This is a genomic window from Stieleria maiorica (assembly GCF_008035925.1).
GTDB lineage: Bacteria > Planctomycetota > Planctomycetia > Pirellulales > Pirellulaceae > Stieleria > Stieleria maiorica.
Window position 1 is genome coordinate 1,683,628 of the sequence record NZ_CP036264.1, and the last position, 16,898, is coordinate 1,700,525.

15 protein-coding genes are annotated in these 16,898 nt (G+C 59.9%); 8 read left to right on the forward strand and 7 right to left on the reverse strand.

Going from position 1 to position 16,898, the window contains the following annotated elements:
- Positions 1-85: 85 nt before the first annotated feature.
- The 4 genes from Mal15_RS05555 to Mal15_RS05570 all read right to left on the reverse strand — a co-directional run bounded on the left by Mal15_RS05555 (position 86) and on the right by Mal15_RS05570 (position 2,847).
- Positions 86-388 (reverse strand): hypothetical protein, encoded by a 303-nt coding sequence (locus Mal15_RS05555; protein WP_147866852.1) that lies wholly within the window; start codon positions 386-388, stop codon positions 86-88.
- Between the two features lie 33 nt (positions 389-421).
- A complete protein-coding gene (locus tag Mal15_RS05560; RefSeq protein ID WP_147866853.1) occupies positions 422-916 on the reverse strand; it encodes a 6-pyruvoyl trahydropterin synthase family protein in 495 nt (164 codons plus the stop codon).
- A gap of 150 nt (positions 917-1,066) precedes the next feature.
- On the reverse strand, positions 1,067-1,942 hold the full coding sequence (locus Mal15_RS05565; protein ID WP_147866854.1) for a triphosphoribosyl-dephospho-CoA synthase: 876 nt from the start codon (positions 1,940-1,942) through the stop codon (positions 1,067-1,069).
- The gene (locus Mal15_RS05570; RefSeq protein ID WP_147866855.1) at positions 1,939-2,847 is read right to left on the reverse strand and encodes an alpha/beta fold hydrolase; all 909 of its coding nucleotides are present in this window, start codon (positions 2,845-2,847) and stop codon (positions 1,939-1,941) included. Before Mal15_RS05570 ends, Mal15_RS05565 begins: the two co-directional genes overlap by 4 nt.
- A 601-nt stretch (positions 2,848-3,448) precedes the next feature.
- On the opposite strand from Mal15_RS05570, the gene Mal15_RS05575 reads away from it, so the two are divergent.
- From Mal15_RS05575 to Mal15_RS05585, 3 genes are all read left to right on the forward strand, one after another.
- On the forward strand, positions 3,449-4,156 hold the full coding sequence (locus tag Mal15_RS05575) for a hypothetical protein (RefSeq protein ID WP_147866856.1): 708 nt from the start codon (positions 3,449-3,451) through the stop codon (positions 4,154-4,156).
- Between the two features lie 613 nt (positions 4,157-4,769).
- Entirely contained in the window at positions 4,770-5,858 is a 1,089-nt protein-coding gene (locus Mal15_RS05580; protein WP_147866857.1) for an AAA family ATPase, read from the forward strand.
- On the forward strand, positions 5,855-7,186 hold the full coding sequence (locus tag Mal15_RS05585) for a DUF2201 family putative metallopeptidase (protein WP_147866858.1): 1,332 nt from the start codon (positions 5,855-5,857) through the stop codon (positions 7,184-7,186). The genes Mal15_RS05580 and Mal15_RS05585 overlap by 4 nt, the downstream gene beginning before the upstream one ends.
- Before the next feature lie 110 nt (positions 7,187-7,296).
- Here the strand turns inward: Mal15_RS05585 and Mal15_RS05590 are convergent, their stop codons facing one another.
- Complete coding sequence (locus Mal15_RS05590; RefSeq protein ID WP_233903294.1) at positions 7,297-7,743, reverse strand: hypothetical protein; 447 nt, start codon at positions 7,741-7,743, stop codon at positions 7,297-7,299.
- 396 nt (positions 7,744-8,139) lie between these two features.
- Here Mal15_RS05590 and Mal15_RS05595 point away from each other — a divergent pair, with 396 nt between their 5' ends.
- Positions 8,140-8,931, forward strand: coding sequence for a penicillin-binding protein activator LpoB (locus Mal15_RS05595; protein ID WP_147866859.1), 792 nt, complete (start codon positions 8,140-8,142; stop codon positions 8,929-8,931).
- 197 nt (positions 8,932-9,128) lie between these two features.
- Positions 9,129-10,484 carry a hypothetical protein gene (locus tag Mal15_RS05600; RefSeq protein ID WP_233903295.1) on the forward strand — a complete coding sequence of 452 codons (1,356 nt, stop codon included), beginning with the start codon at positions 9,129-9,131 and terminating at the stop codon, positions 10,482-10,484.
- A gap of 155 nt (positions 10,485-10,639) precedes the next feature.
- Here the strand turns inward: Mal15_RS05600 and Mal15_RS05605 are convergent, their stop codons facing one another.
- Together Mal15_RS05605 and Mal15_RS05610 are read right to left on the reverse strand one after the other, a co-directional pair.
- The gene (locus tag Mal15_RS05605) at positions 10,640-10,858 is read right to left on the reverse strand and encodes a BON domain-containing protein (protein ID WP_167546648.1); all 219 of its coding nucleotides are present in this window, start codon (positions 10,856-10,858) and stop codon (positions 10,640-10,642) included.
- 287 nt (positions 10,859-11,145) lie between these two features.
- Positions 11,146-11,790, reverse strand: coding sequence for a PEP-CTERM sorting domain-containing protein (locus tag Mal15_RS05610; protein WP_147866861.1), 645 nt, complete (start codon positions 11,788-11,790; stop codon positions 11,146-11,148).
- A 202-nt stretch (positions 11,791-11,992) separates the two neighbouring features.
- Between Mal15_RS05610 and Mal15_RS05615 the strand changes: the two genes are divergently transcribed.
- Genes Mal15_RS05615 through Mal15_RS05625 form a run of 3 tightly spaced genes read left to right on the forward strand, consistent with a single transcriptional unit; the run spans position 11,993 to position 16,868 of the window.
- Positions 11,993-12,625: a sigma-70 family RNA polymerase sigma factor gene (locus Mal15_RS05615; protein WP_147866862.1), complete on the forward strand. Its 633-nt coding sequence runs from the start codon at positions 11,993-11,995 to the stop codon at positions 12,623-12,625.
- Positions 12,622-15,609, forward strand: coding sequence for a serine/threonine-protein kinase (locus Mal15_RS05620; RefSeq protein WP_147866863.1), 2,988 nt, complete (start codon positions 12,622-12,624; stop codon positions 15,607-15,609). The genes Mal15_RS05615 and Mal15_RS05620 overlap by 4 nt, the downstream gene beginning before the upstream one ends.
- On the forward strand, positions 15,606-16,868 hold the full coding sequence (locus tag Mal15_RS05625; protein WP_147866864.1) for a hypothetical protein: 1,263 nt from the start codon (positions 15,606-15,608) through the stop codon (positions 16,866-16,868). The genes Mal15_RS05620 and Mal15_RS05625 overlap by 4 nt, the downstream gene beginning before the upstream one ends.
- Positions 16,869-16,898 lie beyond the last annotated feature (30 nt).

Sequence of the window (16,898 nt, forward strand, 5' to 3'; positions counted from 1 at the left end):
ACGAAACGCAATTCAGTCGGCACACCAATTCCCCACGACCAATGAGAGAGAATCAGGTTCCAAACACGGTTTCAGACATCACCGGTCAATACTGTGCGAGCGTTGGGGTGATCAAACAAACAAGAAAAAACTGCGTCACACAGGAGACGACGGCAGCGGCCCGCAACAGTTGGCGTGCCGTTCCGGGTGGCGTTTTCCACGCCTCCTGCAAGAGTGTGACGAAGTACGTGTTCGCTGCCAGCCACACAAACTGAAACGCCAGAAAGATGGAAATCTGAAGTCGGGGTGGGATGAGAAGATGATTGCTGGTCCGCAGATTGACGAATCCGATACTGAAAAATGCGAAGGCAAACATGACAGTTAACAAGAACAGCATCTTGATTGTCATCGTGATTCTCTCGGCTTGCGTCTCGAATCGGTGTCACTTCCACGGCAACCGGCACACACCCCATTGGCCATGGTTTTCATCCACGGCGACTTCGATCCAGTCAAACGCGTCGCCGAATTTGGCTTTCGTTTTTTCCCGCACCCGTTCGGCGATCACCCGTGCGATCTCTTCAGCCGTCGTGTTGACCACCGGCAAGATCACGCAGTCTTCATTGGGAAACACCCAACGCCGGTCACGGAATTTGGCGGTCGTCTCGTGATCGTCGCTGCGGATTTTGATCTCGGCGTGATCCCGCGGCAAAATCACATGGTGGTCCAGTGCCGAGGTCTGCTCCAGTACCGCGTCACGCAGCGCGATGAAGTCCACCACGTAACGGTTCTCATCCAAGGGGCCTTCCACCGAGGCACGGACGCCGTAATTGTGCCCGTGGATCCGCTCGCAAATGTCGCCGGCAAAGGTGATGAAGTGCGCCGCCGAAAACACGAACTGTTCCTTCGTGACGTCGACTCGGTAGGTGGGTTGTGTCATGGGAGTTGGGAGTTGGGAGTTGGGAGAGTCGCCGTGTTCTCCGAACTCGGCGCCCTCAAAGCGGAGCTTTGCCACGCGCCGACCTCGGAGAGGACGGCGACTTTCCAGCCAAATCGAAAACGGAGCTGCTGCGGACCACTAGCAGTTCTGCTACACCGCTTCGCGCAGTAAGACGTAAACCGCTGCGGCGATCAGGTCGGCGGTCGTGCCGGGATTGATCCGAGAAGATTGTCCCTGGCGATCAAGTGTACCGGTTCGCAAATAGCGATCGAAGGCCTCGCGTTGCTCTCCGTCGCGGTGGTCAAACCGCGCCCGGCGCTGGACTTCACGGGCCACGTCCTCGCCGAATTTCCGCGCGATCAACGTGTCGGGGGCCGCGGCAAGCAACCGCAAATGGGCCAGCGTTAATCCGCCCATCCAGTCGCCTTCATCGATCAGACTTTGGTGGACCAGCGGCACGACGTGATGAAAGAAATCTGCAAACCCGTCCGCGTAATTCTTGGCGATCCGATCGCGCGACACGGCATGCCGCATCGCCGCCAGAAAATCTTCCGGTGGCGGTCCGCTCAGATCCATCTCATCGGACTGCCCCATCCCGCCCGGTGCGGCGACATTGATCGCGGCGTACAAGCGATCCGCATCCTCGGCGGTCAACGAGTCCAAACATGCAACCACACGGTCGCGCCACTGGGCACGGTTCAGCGGCGATTCTCCAGCGGCGGCGTCGGTCTGAACCAGCGGCCCAAGCAGCAATAAGATTCCGAGGTTGACGTTCGTGCCGAGTCGCTCGGCGGTCCTGCCGCAAGCCTCCAGCACGCCGTGGCTGAATGACGACGGTCGGGGATCAAAGGCCGACGCGGCCAATTCAGCCGCGGTGACAAAATCCAGGTAGGACAGGTCCTCAAAATCGCGTCCCGGATACACGTTACCCGCCTTGGGCGCGGTCGCTTCCAAGACACATGCCCAGCGGATCGCGTCGGCGGGGCACGTGCAGGCCAGACGAATGGATGCCAAGCCGCCGGTCATCGGATCTTGTCATCCAAAAATTGCCCGATCGCAGCGAGCGTTTCGCCGGGCGCGTCTTCGATGACATAGTGCCCCGCGTCATCGATTTCGACGCTGCTTGCCGACGGCCAGACGGATTGAAATCGTCGCAAACACTCCGGCCGAAAACACCAGTCTTTCATCCCCCAGACCAACAGCGACGGCAGATCGGCCAACGACGGCAAGGCGTTTTCCAGGTCGACCAAGGTTTGATAGGTCGGCGCCGCCTTCGACAGCGGAATGTCACGAACGAAGGCATCGATCGCCACTCGGTTGGCCCAACTGTCGTAGGGCTTCAGCAGATTTGCGGCGACCGCCGGACGCATCCGATTGCGGCTCATCGCCATCGTGATCGCGGCTCTGGCGAACAGGTTCACGCCGCGGACGCCGAGCGTGCCCAAGACGGGAATCCGGCATGCGGCGATCCTCCAGGGAACATACGGCGGAGGGAACGCAGCGGTGTTGAGCAACATGATGCCTCGAAACCGCGGCTTGCAACGGACCACGGACCCCAGCCCGATCGCCCCGCCCCAGTCATGCGCTAGCAGCACGACATCGGACAGGTCCAAGTGTTCGATCAACGCGGCCAGATTGGATTGGTGATTGGCCAGCGTGTACGCGAACTCGCTTTGGCTGGGTTTGTCACTGTGGCCGCAACCGATGTGGTCGACCGCGATCACCCGATAATCCGCGCCGAACCGCTGGGCCACGCCGCGGTAATAGTAGCTCCACGTCGGGTTTCCGTGCACGCACAGGATGGTCGGTCGCGGCGCGGCGGCCGAGTCCGACTCGCCAGCCGTCGGCCCGACGTCACGGTAGGCCAACGCATGCCCCCCGACGTCGAAACGCTTTACCGGGGCGTCAAATTGATCTGATAGTTCGCTCATCGGCGTAGTGTCGCCGTTTTTGACCCGGCTTGGAAGTCGACAGACCGCCGTCGTGTGCAACCGCAAGCGGATTTCGTGGGGGCGGCAAAAAAATAAATTCCGCGTTTGGCAAACTTATAAGAGCAAGGGAGCGTACCGTATCCGCACCGAACGATGGTTCAATCACGGTTGATATCGATCGAAGCCGTCAAACTCCCTTGCTCTTATAAGTTCCAGTCGGCGAAAACGAGTCGATAGCTCGTCGAAAACGAACCGTACAATGAACTTGCGGTGTGTGGCAACTTGCGGTGTGTGGCAATTTGCGGTGTGTGGCAATTTGCGGTGTGTGGCAATTTGCGGTGTGTGGGCACCTCTCCCGACAGCGAGGATGCCGGTGGTCGAACACTCCCCCTCGTGAGCGGACGAACCGACGAAGGGTAAAACGTGTGTTCGCTTCGACCAGAAGCCAAGTGGACATTGCTCGAAGGAATCCGATCGCGAATACACTCCGGTTCGCTCGGACGCTAGCATCACTGCGGGAATCAGGATTTCAGAAACGGATTCCTTCAAGCAAATATTCCAAACGCGGAATTTATTTTTTTGCCGCCCCAGGATACCGCGGATGAAACTGCCACCGCCCTCGATCCGAAAACTGTTTCGCGAAGACTTTTCCGGTCAGTCGCCGATCGTGGTCGACCGCACCAAGATGCTGCAGGAATCCAAGCATTGGCAGAAGCTGGTCGCCCAGATCGACGGGGTGCACGTCACCCAGCATCCCGGCGACAAGGATTCCCGCTCGCGGACCCTGTGCCGGTTCACTATCCCCGAACCGAACACGGCCGGGCAATACTGGCGCAGTGACGAGCTGCGGTTGGAATACGACAGTGAGAGTCGACTGACGATTCACTCGTATCGATTCCGCGAGAGCCAGCACAGCGCGCCGGTCAGCGACATCGACGAAATCAAGACCTTCGTCCGGCATGTGCTGGAACGTTATGCACGACGCCAAGCGGGGGCAAAGAAACGCGAAAAGGTCCGCCAGTTCAAATCCAAGGCGATCATCGCCCAGGTCAAGAAGTTGGCCAAGGAGGAGAAGTTTGATTTTGCGACCAGCGGCGACACGGTCAAATTAAAACTGTTCGTCAAATTGTCGAAACAGGACTTGATGGAAATCAGCGTGCCCTTCAAGCAGTTCGAAAAGATGCTGCCCAAGCTGCGGGTGACGATCCAATCCTTGCGTGAACTGTACGCCGAAGGATTGCGTTTCAAAATCATGCCGGTCGGACGGTTGCCCTGGGATGTCACCTGGATCGAGCACGAGACGCTGTGAAGGTGCAGTGGATCGTATATCGCGTCGTACTGGTAAACGCCAACCGCATGCTGTTTTAATCAGCCGTTTGGCGCGAGCCCAAAGCCACCTATTTTCGATCATAAACTGAGCCGTAGGCGCTAGCCTCGGGCCTTACAAGTATCGAAGGGCAATCCAAGGCCCGCGGCTAGCGCCGTCGGCTTATAAAGTAAGTGGCATTGGGCGCGAGCCTACGGGCGGTGTTGTATTTTTCTCAATCGTTGATGCCCGTACGCTTGCGCGAAACGGCTGATCCCACGTGCGATTCGATGAAAATAACAAGCCACCTGAGAGCTCCGCTGCTGGAAACCGTTCGTTGACGTTGCGCGGGGCTCAGTCGCCTTCGAACAGTTCGCGGACGTCCAGCATTGCGTCGGGAGCGGCGAGGGCAGAAATCTGATCGCCGCACGATGCCAAAGGGCCTGCGACAAACGTTGCCCCGAAGCGTACAGTATAGCCAACTAACCCAGACGTTACGGAGTTTGACGTAGCTACGCTCGCCAGAGCGTGGGAAACGTACCCGACCCACCTTCTGGCGAAGGTAGCTACGTTTGCCCGATAGCCCGCATTTGTTCATCCCGATGGAGATCTCCCCTTGGCCGTTCGTGTCGACGCTCGTGAATTGATTCAGCTTTGGGAACTGACGCCCTCGGAGCAAAACGTGATGCTGGTGGGGCGCCATGGCATCGGTAAATCGCAAATCATTGCCGATCACTTTCGCGGTCGTGGGATGACCGTTGTGCCGTTCTTTCTGGGCCAGATGAGTGACCCGGGGGATCTGATCGGGCTGCTTCACAAGGACGAACACACCGGCCGCAGCGAGTTTCTGCCGCCGTTCTGGTGGCCGCACGATGACCAGCCGATCGTGCTGTTTCTCGATGAACTCAATCGGGCACGTCCCGAGATCCTGCAGTCGGTCATGGAACTGGCCCTCAACAAAACGCTGGCCGGCAAGAAGCTTCCCGCCGGCAGCGTGATCGTCTCCGCCGTTAACGAAGGCGACGAGTACCAGTTGACCGACCTGGACCCGGCGTTGGTCTCGCGCTTCAACCTGTACGAGTTTGCCCCGACCGTCGAAGACTGGCTGTTGTGGGCTGAACGCGAGAACGTCGATTCGCGGATCACCCGCTTCATTCAAAAACAGCCGCAATTCTTGGACGGACACGGGATCGGCGGCGAAACCGACGAGCCGCTGTCGGGGCTGGCCAAGACGCCCGATCGACGTGGCTGGGCGCGGGTGTCAAAACTGATCGAACCGATCGAGAGTCTGGAGGGGGCACACATCAAACTGGTCGCCGGCATCGTCGGTTCGGCCGCCGCCAACGCGTTTCGCCGCAGCCTGGCCACGCCGCTGCCCGTTTCCCCCGCGGATGTTCTGTTGGAGCTGAGCAAACATCGCAAGACGCTCGGCAAAATGCCGCTGGGCGAATTGTTGTTATTGAACGAACAGATTCTGGTGTGGATCAGCAGCGGGAAATGCCCGGTCGAACGCGAGGAACAGGCGCGCAAGGGGTTGTTGGGCTATCTGAACCTGTTGCGGAAACGAAAGCTGGATGAAGCGGTCGCCCATCTCGTTTCGATATTGGGTAAGCCCAAGTTTGAATCGGTGATGGAGTTCATCTCCGAGTCGATCGAGCTGACCGAGTTGTTGACCGGTTACATGGAAGGGATCCGTATCGAATGAGCACGTCGTTTGCCAAGTCGACGGCGCGCGAGCGGATCACGCAGGTGGTCGAAGGCTGGTTCCTGACCGAACCGCTGTTGTTCGCGGCCTGGACGATGCACGATGTCGTCGAACACGCCGGCATCGCGACGATTCGTGTCGGCCACGGCCGGATCGAATTCAATCCTGATTTCGTCCGGTCCCTGCGCCGCGACCAACTGCGATCGGTGTTGGGGTTTGAAGCAATGAGGATTCTGCTGGGACATCCCTACGGCAGACAGCAACCGAAGGCCGAGTTGTCCTACCTGGCCAGCAATCTGAGTGTTCAAGAATGTCTGCGAACCAAGCTACCGATCCCGCGTGCCAGAGAGGTGTTTGGCGACGAGCGTTACGACGACCAATACTTCGAGTTCTATTACCGGGAACTCGCCGAACGCGGCAGCGACGACGAATCGGCTGAGGAAGAGTCGGCCGACGATCAACCCGAGCAAGCGTCCTCCGACGCAGCCGACAAGTCAGGTGACGACCAACAGGAACCGCAATCCCCAGAAGACGAACCGCAAGACGACGATTCACAAGTCGACCAGCCGAGCGCGGAAGCGAACGCACAGCAGGATGCCGCAAACACGCTGGAATCGTACAGCGACCCCGATCAAGTCGGCATGGAGAACACGGGACAGTGGGACAACGATGATCTCAAACGCGACGAGATCAACGCCGCGGTCCGCGAAGCGGCCGAAACGGACGGCTGGGGCACGGTCGGTGGCGCGGCCAAAGAGCAGTTGCTGGCGACGCTGCATCCCAAGCTGGACTATCGCGGTGTACTCCGCAACTTTCGACAAAGCGTGCTTTCGGTGCGCCGCCGGCTGACGCGGATGAAACCGAGTCGCCGCTATGGATTCGCCCAAATGGGCAGCCGTTACGACTTCACAACGAAGTTGTTGTTCGCCGTCGATGTTTCCGGATCGATGGGGCACCGCGATCTACGGCTGGGCTTTTCCGTGATCAGCCACTTCTTTCGCTATGGCGTCGAATCGGTTGACGTGATTTGGTTCGACGAAGACATTCGCGGTGAACCGGTCACGCTGCGACGGGCGCGCAGTACCTTCGAAGTCACCGGTCGCGGCGGAACGAACTTTGCGCCCGTCATGGAGTTCATTGACCAGCATCGTGACTATGACGGGTTGGTCGTGTTCACCGACGGTTACGCGCCGGTTCCGCCCAAGCCGAAAAACACTCGCACCCGAATATTGTGGCTGTTTAAAGACGAAGCGACGTATCGGCAAATGAACCAGGGCCTGCGGCCGCTGGGGCGATCCGTGTTTTTGCAGGAGTCGGCTCGGCAGTAGGCCACTCGGTTTTCGGGTAGTGGACGAGGCGACGAGTCGTTTCGGATTGCCAGCCGCAAGGACTCCTCGCGTCGTCCACTACCATTGACCCGATTCTTAAGGCGAGACCGTCAGACGTTTTCGAAGTCGTCGAAATCGTCCAGGTCGACGTCCTCTTCATCTTCGTCGTCTTTGCCGGTGCTTAAACCGAACTCGTCGCTGATTTCGTCGTCGATCTCGATTTCGTAGTCGTCGTTGAGTTCTTCTTCGAAATCGTCATCGAAGTCGTCATCGAAGTCGTCTTCGTCGATGTCATCAAAGTCATCCAGGTCGTCGTCTTCATCCAGCCCGTCATTGAAGCCATCGTCCACGTCGTCGCCGCCGGCGTCATCGTCGTCGTCGAAGCCATCATCATCGTCGTCGTCATCCAGGTCGTCATCGTCGTCGTCCGACGCGATGGGGCTGGCGGTCCAATCCGTCACCGACGGGCCAAGGGGGCGAAGCTCATCCGCCGTGGGGGAATTCGCGTTCTCGATTTCGGGATTGGCGACCGGTGGAACGGCGAGAGCGACACTCATGGATGAAACCGGAATTGCGATGAATGGGGGAGGGGGGAGCAATCTTCTGTCGGCGGATCCTCGATCCGACAGGCCACGCGAATGACAAAATACGTGGGTATCTGGGGATGCTGGGGCGGATAAACAAGTCTCCCGACAGCAAATTTACGGCCGCAACAGGTCAACCAGCCGACGGTGCGGTGCCGATAGTTACGGTATGCCGCCAGCGTGATGGATCGCTGCTGTGATTCAGGTAGCGGATCTATCTGGCCCGGCGGACGCACATTTTGATAGGTCCACACTATCGGGCAAGTCGCCTCCGGCGAATTTTCTTTGCCCTAACGGCAATTCTGGCCCCCCAGCGCGGGGTTTCGAACTTCGTCGGGACCGAATCCAACCCCCAGACATTCAATCAGCATGCAACAGACAACCCCAATGCGGCCGACCGCAACGGCGGCCTCCGTGGTCGTGATCGTGGCAATTCTGACCGCAGCCGCGGGATGTGCCGGCCGCCAATACGGCCATCTGCTCGCCAACGACGACAAGGATCTGGTCGGCAGCCACGCCGCGGGCGCCGCAACCTGGAACCCGCTGGTCGAAGAATCGGTCGCAAAACTGCTGTCCCGCTGCCCGCCGACCGTCCAGCCGGTCACATTTGCCGCACATTCGGGGCAGCCGGTGCAGGGATTGAACGGGCCGGAGCTGTCGACGGCCGATGGATTGCCGGTCGACCCGGCAGTCGCCCATCAAACGCTCACCGCCGCTCCGGCCAACGTCTGCTTTGTCGGGATCGAAAACAAGAGTGCCGAGGAGCTGGGGGATTTCAAAGAACAGCTCTACGAGCAAATCGACTCGCAAATTAATTCCAACGGCGATTTCCGAGGCATCAGCCGGCGGATGGTCCAAACCGCACTTCGCGAAACCCGTCTGCGTCCGGACGCCTTGTTCCTGCCGGCCAACCGCGAGGCGTTCGCCGCCGTGTTGGGCAAAGCCGGTACGCCCGTCGACTACCTGCTGTTTGCCAACATCACCACCGGAACGACCGATCGCAACAAGACCAGCCAACGCGATTACACGTTGACGTTGGAAATGGTCAACGTGCACACCGGCGACTTCCTGAAAGAGTCGGCCAAGATCCGCAAGGGGTACTCCAAATCGCGTGCCGGCAAATGGTGGAACTATGGCATTTTCGATCAGGCCGATGGGTGAGCAAGTTGCGTCGCGGCTCCGCTGTTGCAGCAAGTGATCGGCCTGCTCCGCTACCGCCAGCTGGTTTCATCAGCCGATGGGTGCGAGCCCACGGGCCGTGGTGCGTTTTTGATCAGCTCGGGCCCGCACGCTCGCGCGTCCCGGCTGGTTCCACGCGTGATCGGATTCAATCCGCTCGCCGGCTGGCTGTCGTGTTGATGATTGCCGTTTTCGTCGCTTCAGGCTGTCGGTCGAACAAGGTTTCGATCGTTCAAGCCCGCGATGCCTATGCATGGGGCGATCTTGAAGCGGCCGACACGGCGCTTCGTGAACTTGCCGAAGGGCGGAAACAGACACGGCAATCCAGCGAGCTCGACTTGGCGATGGTCGAACTGGCCCAGGGCAACCTTGCTGCTGCGGAATCGCGGATGCGAACCCTGCGCGACCACTTCGACACCCTGCCGCCGAACGTTTCGGTTGGCGACGCCGCCTCACTGGCGGTCGACGACCGCGTGCGGCCCTTCCAATTGGCCGGCTATGAACAAGTGCTATTGCGCTCAATGTTGGCGCTCTGCTCCCTGGCCGGCGATGCCACCGATGCGGAGGCGTATTGCTTGCAAGCCCAAGCCCGCCAGGCTGAATTGGATCGAATCGCCGCCGAGGAGGACTCCGCGACCTTTGTTCAACAAGTCGCGCTGGCACCCTACTTGAGTGGCGCGCTGCGAGAAGCGACGCATCAAAACTATGACGACGCCGAGCGAGCGTTTCGGCTGGTCAGCAACATCCAACCGGAATTTGCACCGGCGGTGGAGGACATCGCGCGGGCCAACCGCGGCGCCCACAGCGCCGCCGGACATGGCGTCGTGTACGTCTTGGCCCTGGTCGGACATGGGCCGCGGCTGGTGGAAACCACCGCTCCGACGACCACGACGTCGCTGCAAATCGCATCGACCCTCCTGCGGACGCTTCACAATCACCAGCAAGACGAAGACGACGAACCGGTGCTGCCCAACGTGGTCAGCGTCAAGGTCCCGCAAGTCGAGGTTCCGCCCAGCGACGTTGCCGCGATCGGCGTTTCGTTCGGCGGCGAGTTACTTGGTGCGACCCAGACGATCACGGATGTCGGCCAGCTGGCGACGGAACAGGTCCAGGCCGAAATGCCGTGGACGATCGCCCGCGCCGTCGTCCGCCGCGTGCTGAAAGAAACCAGTGTCGTCGCCACCGCCCATTCACTCGGTCTGACCGGTGACGCCGCTGCCGTGTTCACCTTTGCAGCGATGAACGCCTGGAGCGCGACCGAAAAGGCCGATACCCGATGCTGGGGATTGCTGCCACGTGAAATCCAGGTGCTCCGCGCCGAACTGCCCGTCGGCCCCCAAGAAATTCAGTTGTCCCCGTTGGCCTTCACCGGCCAACCGCTCGGCGCCCCCCAGACCCGTCGCGTTGTCATCGAAGACGGACGCAACCACTACGTCGTCGTGATCGCACCCGAGCAAATCCTGTCCGTGCTGCCGTCGCGGGAAGCGTCGTCATCGGCCGAAGTCGATCTGAATGAGCCGTCAGCGCACGAGTAGGCTATCGCAGCTTCGTTTTCGATCGGGCTGGGCAGTCGCCGTCCTCTCCGAGGTTGGCGCGGAGCAAAGCTTCGCTCATTCGATCGCCGAGTTCCGAGAACACGGCGACTGTCGCAGCGCATCGTCAAGTGCGAGAACTGAGCTGCGGTAGACTCCTATCCGATCACGGTGATTTCATTGACCACCGACTCGCCTCCCGGCACACTCCGTGCCACGACGGCGCACAGGAGGGCGTCGTCACGCGTGTTGACCTGACCACGCAGCGTCAGTTTTCCATTTTCGACGGAACAGGAAAAACTCTTGACCTCAACGACACGTTCTACCGACGCCTGAACGCGCCGGCAAAGGTTCTCAGATGTGGAATCAGCGATCACGTATGGAACTCGGAAAAGGGAAAATGGATAGGACGACGCGTCTGGGAAGGCTCGCCCCGCGCCGTTTCCAGGCACAACCATACCCTTAGACGCGTAATGGAGTTCCCGAGTCACGCAAAACGGGGACGGATTGCGGGAATTACTCGGCCCGGCAGAGGGTGCTTAGGTGGCGGTTTTTCGCCATCCGGGGTCGGGCAGTTGCCGTCCTCTCCGAGGTCGGCGCATGGCAAAGCTTCGCTTTGTGGGCGCTGAGTTCGGAGAACACGGCGACGCTCGGGACGCATCGTCTACCCGCAATTCGAGTTGCGGTAGATTACTAGGCCGCGATCCCCCCTCCTCCGCATTCGGACAAAGCCGGCTCCGCCCAGGGTGACCAGCAGAAGCAAACCCGAGGGTTCGGGGATTGCTGTCACCGCAGTGTACGAAATCGAGCCGATGATCGTGCCCGGAACGGGGGCGGTTTCGGCGTCGAAGGTGGCTTCAAAGGTGCTGAGCATGCCGCCGGTGTCGTAGCTAAGTTGCGTGATCGTGAAGTCGGCCCTGTATTCGTTGGACCCTCGATTTCCGACGGCAAAATCAAATCCGGGAAGGACTTCGGGAAACGGATTTCGGACCGCATCGGTGTAGTTGCCGACCGCCAATGGGGCGCCTAACTGTGTGGAGGAAAACCGGACGGCGACACGCGTTCCGTCGGTCCTGTTCAAATTGAAGTCCAGCACGGTCGGTTGGCCGTCGACCGGAAACAGCTGAGCGATCGTAATCACGCCTCCTTCATTGGAGTCAAAGCGGACCGTTTCGGTCTGCCCCTGGGTGACAAATTCCCCCGCCGATCCTTGGTACATCACCGTCGCAACGGCAGCGTGGGAGACGCCGGTCAGCGCCAGTGTGCAAATCGAGACGAAGTCTCGGATTCGAAGCCATTGTCCAATCATCGGTTGCAATCATACGATTCGAGAAGCGTGCTACGTCGGGCAGCTCCCAAAGGGTAGTTCTGACACGCACCCGAGTAAAGCAACACCGGGGGACTGCTGCGACACGCCGCCAAAAAAACAAAAATCACCGTGACAGGTGCCGATCCGTCGGGCCAAAATCATCAATGGCGTTTCGCCCAGTTTTTCCAAGCGGTCAACCCAGATGAGCAATCTCATCACCAGTGAAGCGAATCAACTGCTCGCCGGAGCACAGAACGGCCAGGGCGATTGCCTGGGCCGGTTACTGCAACTGTATTTGAACTATCTGAAATTGATCGCGCGAACGCAGCTCGATCAAAAGCTACAAGCCAGGACCAGCGCGTCGGATGTCGTCCAGGACACGCTGTTGGAAGCCCATCGGGATTTCTCGAAATTCCGCGGCAGCTGCCCGGAGGAGTTTCTCGCTTGGCTGCGAAAGATCTTGGTCAACAACCTCGGACACATCATCCAACGACACGTGTTGGCTGAAAAACGCGACATTCGCCGCGAAATTTCGCTCGATGACGTCGGTGCCACCCTGGAGCGGTCGACGGCGCGGCTGGTCGCCATCATTGCCGATCCGGGACTAACGCCCAGCACCGACGCGCAGAACCATGAAGCCAGCCTGCTGTTGGCCGATGAACTCGCAGAACTGCCCGACGACTACCGCGAGGTGATTCTGTTGCGGCATATCGAAGGGCTGGCCTTCCCCGAGGTCGCCGCGCGGATGGAGCGATCCGCCGGTGCCGTGCGGATGCTTTGGATGCGGGCGATCGCCCAGCTGCGCGTCCGGCTCGAATCGCGAGGCGTGCTATGAACCATATCGTTCGCACCCATCAATCGAGCGGGAACCCTGACGGCGTACACGACGATCTGGCGGTCGACGCGGGCAATGCCGTGGCGGCAACACTGGCGGCCAATCCGCTCGATGCCCTCACGCCGGAGCAACAAGAGCGGCTGTCGGAAATTCTCGAATCCTACCTGGACGAGTTGGAACAAGGCCGCCCCTGCGATCCGGACGCGTTGATTCAGGACCATCCCGAATTGGCCGAGCCGCTGCGTTGGTACTTGCGCGGGCTGGACTTTGTGCATCACGCCACCGCGGAACTGGGGCCGAAAGACCGGTCGGACGACACGGACGACGCAAATGAAAACGAACTCGGCGATTTCGAAATCCTTCGCGAAGTCGGCCGCGGCGGCATGGGCGTGGTTTATGAAGCGCGGCAGAAGTCGCTCGGTCGGCGGGTCGCGTTGAAAGTGTTGCCCTTCGCCGCCGTCCTGGACCGACGCCAGATCATTCGCTTCAAAAACGAAGCGCAAGCCGCCGCCCAACTGCACCACCCCCACATCGTCCCCGTTCATTCGGTCGGATGCGATCGCGGTGTCCACTACTACAGCATGCAGTTCATCGATGGCCAGCCGCTGGACAAGGCGATTAGCCAACTCAGGGCGATCAGCCAACAGAGGCAGTCGCGCGACGCCCGCCGCGACGACGACGCCAATGCATCCAGCAGCACGGTACCGATCGGTGTCTTTTCGACACTCCGCAGCATTCGGTCCCACGGTCACATGACCGCTGCCGCCGAATTGATCCGCCAAGCGGCCACGGCAATCGAACATGCCCATGAATTCGGCGTCGTTCACCGCGACATCAAACCGTCCAATTTGTTGATCGACCAACAAGGAAAACTGTGGGTGACCGACTTCGGGCTCGCACGTTGCCAAAACAGCATCACCATCACGATGACGGGGGATCTGTTGGGGACGATTCGCTACATGAGTCCCGAGGCGGCGGCCGGACGCGGCAGCCTGGTCGACCACATCAGCGACGTCTATTCCCTCGGCGTCACCCTGTACGAACTATTGACCTTGGAACCACCCCACAACGCCACCGATCGTGTGACGATGCTCGATCAAATCCAACGCCAACATCCCGAACGTCCCAGGCGGCTGAATCCGTCGATCCCGATTGACTTGGAAACGATCGTGCTGAAAGCGATCCAAAAACCTCGCGACGATCGCTATCAATCGGCCGCCGCCATGGCCGACGACCTGGCCCGGTTCCTGGCCGGTAAACCGCCGCTTGCCAAACGCCCCACCGTCATCGACCACGTCTCGCAATGGGCCACCCACCACCGCACGCTGGTCGCGTCGATCGTCGCGGTGCTGACGCTGACCACCTTGACCGCCGGCAGTGCCGCGATGTTGCTGTCCAAAGAGAAAAGCCGAACGGAAGCGGCGCTTCAGACCGCCGAATCGAACTTCCAGCAGTCTCAGCTGAATCTGCAAAAGGCGATCGATGTCGTCGACCGTTTCGGAATGCGACTGGCCACCAAGCTGGCCGCCGTCCCAGGGACCGAGACGGTTCGCCAATCGATCATGCAAGAAACCTTGGCTGACTACCAATCGTTCGCCGAGCAGATGGACGGCGACGCGTCGATGCGATTCGCCCTGGCACTGTGCAACACCCAAATGGCGTCGATGCATCGTCAACTGGGGCGGTTTTCCGAGGCGGTCACCTGCTACCAAACCGCGATCCAGCTTTACCAAGAATTACTGCAAAGTGACGAACAAGAAAGCGCCCCCAATCACGCCCGGATCGGCCATGATCTTGCGGTCTGTCACAACAACCTCGGCGAACTCGCGTTCCAGCAAGGCGACTTTCCCAAAGCGGAACGGGAATACCAACGGGCACACCAGATCATCGACGGACTGGACACCGCCGACCAAGACGATTTGAAGGTCAAGCATTTGCGGATCGCCTCTTTGGTCAATGTCGGCAACCTGGAACGCGCCGCCGGAAACACGTTGCAGTCACGCCGGACGTACGAAAAAGCCATCAACATGCAATCGGAACTGATCGAAATCGATCCCGACAATGCGGAATACCAACGCGAATTGGCCGTTTCCTATGCGCAGTTGTCGTTCCTGTTTGCCAGCAATGATTTGGATGCCGCCGACCGCTACAACCAACTGGCGATCGCCCTGCACAAGAAACTGGCCGAGCAGCGGCCCTATGATTTGGCGGCGCTGTCCGAATTGGCCACCTGTTACAACCACCGTGGTGCGATCTTCAACCGCCGCGGTCGGACCGACGAGGCGCTCAAGGCCTATCAGGAAGCCATCGATGTCCAACAGGTGCTGGTCATGCGTGCGCCAACGTCCAGTCGCTTCAAGGAACAGTTGGCGGTCGCCCACAACAATCTGGGCCAAGTCGTGTTGTCGTCCGAGGCGGCGTCGACCGACGCGATCTCGCATTTCAAAAAGGCGGAATCCTTGTTGAACGAGCTGGTCAGCACGTCTCCCTTGTCCCCGCATTACCGAGCCCAGCTCGGGGGCGTGCTGTCGAATCTGGCACCACTTTTGGAGAATTCTGATTCCCAGGCGGCGCGAAAATACTACGATGATGCAATCGAGCACCAAGGTTGGGCCGTGGAGCGTTCGCCACAAGTTCAAGACTTCCGGGTCTGGCTGAGCGCCAGCTACGTGAAGTACGGACGGTTCTTGAGACGCCAAGGACAATACGATCAGGCGGGCGAGGTCGCACTCCGGCGGCGCGAACTTTGGAGCGATGATCCGAATCATTTGTATCGAGTCACGCTGGAGCTTGCCGAAGCTGCCGTCGGCGACGGTGAATCATCGCTGTCGCCACGTCACCGTTGGATCGACGAAACGGTGCAAACGTGGCAGCTGGCCGTCGCGGCGGGACTTGATGATCTCGAATCAAAACGAAAGGATCCGACCTTACAAAAGGTCATGCGGTTTGCCGATCAATTCACATCTGTCGAACCATCCCAATGACCCAAGCACGTCATCCATCCGACGGGCGTCGAAAGCGAAATGACCGCCGCCGCGGCCGACCGCTGACGCTGGAACGTCTCGAAACGCGAAACCTGCTCGCCGGGCCCGAGCTCGAAGCGGTCGACTTCATGGTCAGCTTGGCGTCCAACCATCCGTCGATTCCCGAATACCAGGCGATGGTGGTGCGTCTGGAACCGGTCGCTGGTCGATCCAACGACACCCTGCGATTAAGTATCGGACGGATCTTGAGCACGCCAGGGGATCGGATCGTATTGCAAGACCTGTGGACCGCGCAGGACGATTGGTTACTCAGGTCGGCGTTGGTTGATGCGATCTTGTCCGATGGTCGTTTCGGGGCTGCGTTGGATGCGGAGTATGGCTTGTCCGGCCGTGATTCGATCTCCATCGAAATCGATCGCGGCGATGGGGTGGTGGATTCGTTCCCACTGACCGACCCGGCCGACAGTGGATTGTCGCCGCTGGAAATCATCCCCAGCCCCGTGATGCCCACGCTTGCGCACCTTTCGTCGGTCGATCCGTTCGCACCCGATGATGTCGAACGCGTGGATCAGACGATTCGTCCCACGTCCAAAACGCTGCCTCGCAAACTCAGCTCGCATGCCGTCGAAACAGATTCGGTTGACGCGCCGACCGAACGGTTGACGGATCGATTGCCGGGTGAAGGCGAAGTGATTCGATTGTCGACGACGGCCGAGTTGGTGGCCAACGAGCTCGATCCGTCGGAGATTCGTTTGCCGTCCGAATCAGAATTCTTCGTGACCAACATCCAACGTCTCTCCCCGCCAGGGGAGGACACCGTGTCGCGCCGGGACGATGATTCAGCAAATCGTCAGCCGGATGAATCGATCGTCGATTCCGATGGGCTGGGACCGGACGTGACCTCGGCAACCGCCGACGCCAGCCACAGCCAAGCACCGATGTTTGCGGCTGTCACATCGCTGGAGGTTGCCCTGGTGTTCGAGTTCGGCGGTGCATCCGACGACGCGGTGATCGGTGCCGCGGAATCGGTTTCACACTATCGCCCGATGGTCGAACCGGTGGATGCGGCGGCTGCGGTGCCGGTCGAGACCGCGTCGATGGCACAAGGCGACCCGGATGCCGTGGTTGCCGAAACCGGCGACACCCGTGCACGTGTTCGCAGGTTGGCCGCAGCGCCGGCGCTGCTAATCGTCGCCGGGGCGGTGTGGACCAAGGTTCGAAGTCGCCGCACCACAAGAACGGTCAGTACCCACCGATAGTCGTCTACCGCCGCTTAAATTTTGTCCTCG

Excerpts from the sequence above, each read along its gene's own strand:
- Mal15_RS05555 (WP_147866852.1), bottom strand. The coding sequence starts at position 388 with ATGACAATCAAGATGCTGTTCTTGTTAACTGTCATGTTTGCCTTCGCA.
- Mal15_RS05560 (WP_147866853.1), bottom strand. The coding sequence starts at position 916 with ATGACACAACCCACCTACCGAGTCGACGTCACGAAGGAACAGTTCGTG.
- Mal15_RS05565 (WP_147866854.1), bottom strand. The coding sequence starts at position 1,942 with ATGACCGGCGGCTTGGCATCCATTCGTCTGGCCTGCACGTGCCCCGCC.
- Mal15_RS05570 (WP_147866855.1), bottom strand. The coding sequence starts at position 2,847 with ATGAGCGAACTATCAGATCAATTTGACGCCCCGGTAAAGCGTTTCGAC.
- Mal15_RS05575 (WP_147866856.1), top strand. The coding sequence starts at position 3,449 with ATGAAACTGCCACCGCCCTCGATCCGAAAACTGTTTCGCGAAGACTTT.
- Mal15_RS05585 (WP_147866858.1), top strand. The coding sequence starts at position 5,855 with ATGAGCACGTCGTTTGCCAAGTCGACGGCGCGCGAGCGGATCACGCAG.
- Mal15_RS05590 (WP_233903294.1), bottom strand. The coding sequence starts at position 7,743 with ATGAGTGTCGCTCTCGCCGTTCCACCGGTCGCCAATCCCGAAATCGAG.
- Mal15_RS05595 (WP_147866859.1), top strand. The coding sequence starts at position 8,140 with ATGCAACAGACAACCCCAATGCGGCCGACCGCAACGGCGGCCTCCGTG.
- Mal15_RS05600 (WP_233903295.1), top strand. The coding sequence starts at position 9,129 with ATGATTGCCGTTTTCGTCGCTTCAGGCTGTCGGTCGAACAAGGTTTCG.
- Mal15_RS05610 (WP_147866861.1), bottom strand. The coding sequence starts at position 11,790 with ATGATTGGACAATGGCTTCGAATCCGAGACTTCGTCTCGATTTGCACA.
- Mal15_RS05615 (WP_147866862.1), top strand. The coding sequence starts at position 11,993 with ATGAGCAATCTCATCACCAGTGAAGCGAATCAACTGCTCGCCGGAGCA.
- Mal15_RS05620 (WP_147866863.1), top strand. The coding sequence starts at position 12,622 with ATGAACCATATCGTTCGCACCCATCAATCGAGCGGGAACCCTGACGGC.
- Mal15_RS05625 (WP_147866864.1), top strand. The coding sequence starts at position 15,606 with ATGACCCAAGCACGTCATCCATCCGACGGGCGTCGAAAGCGAAATGAC.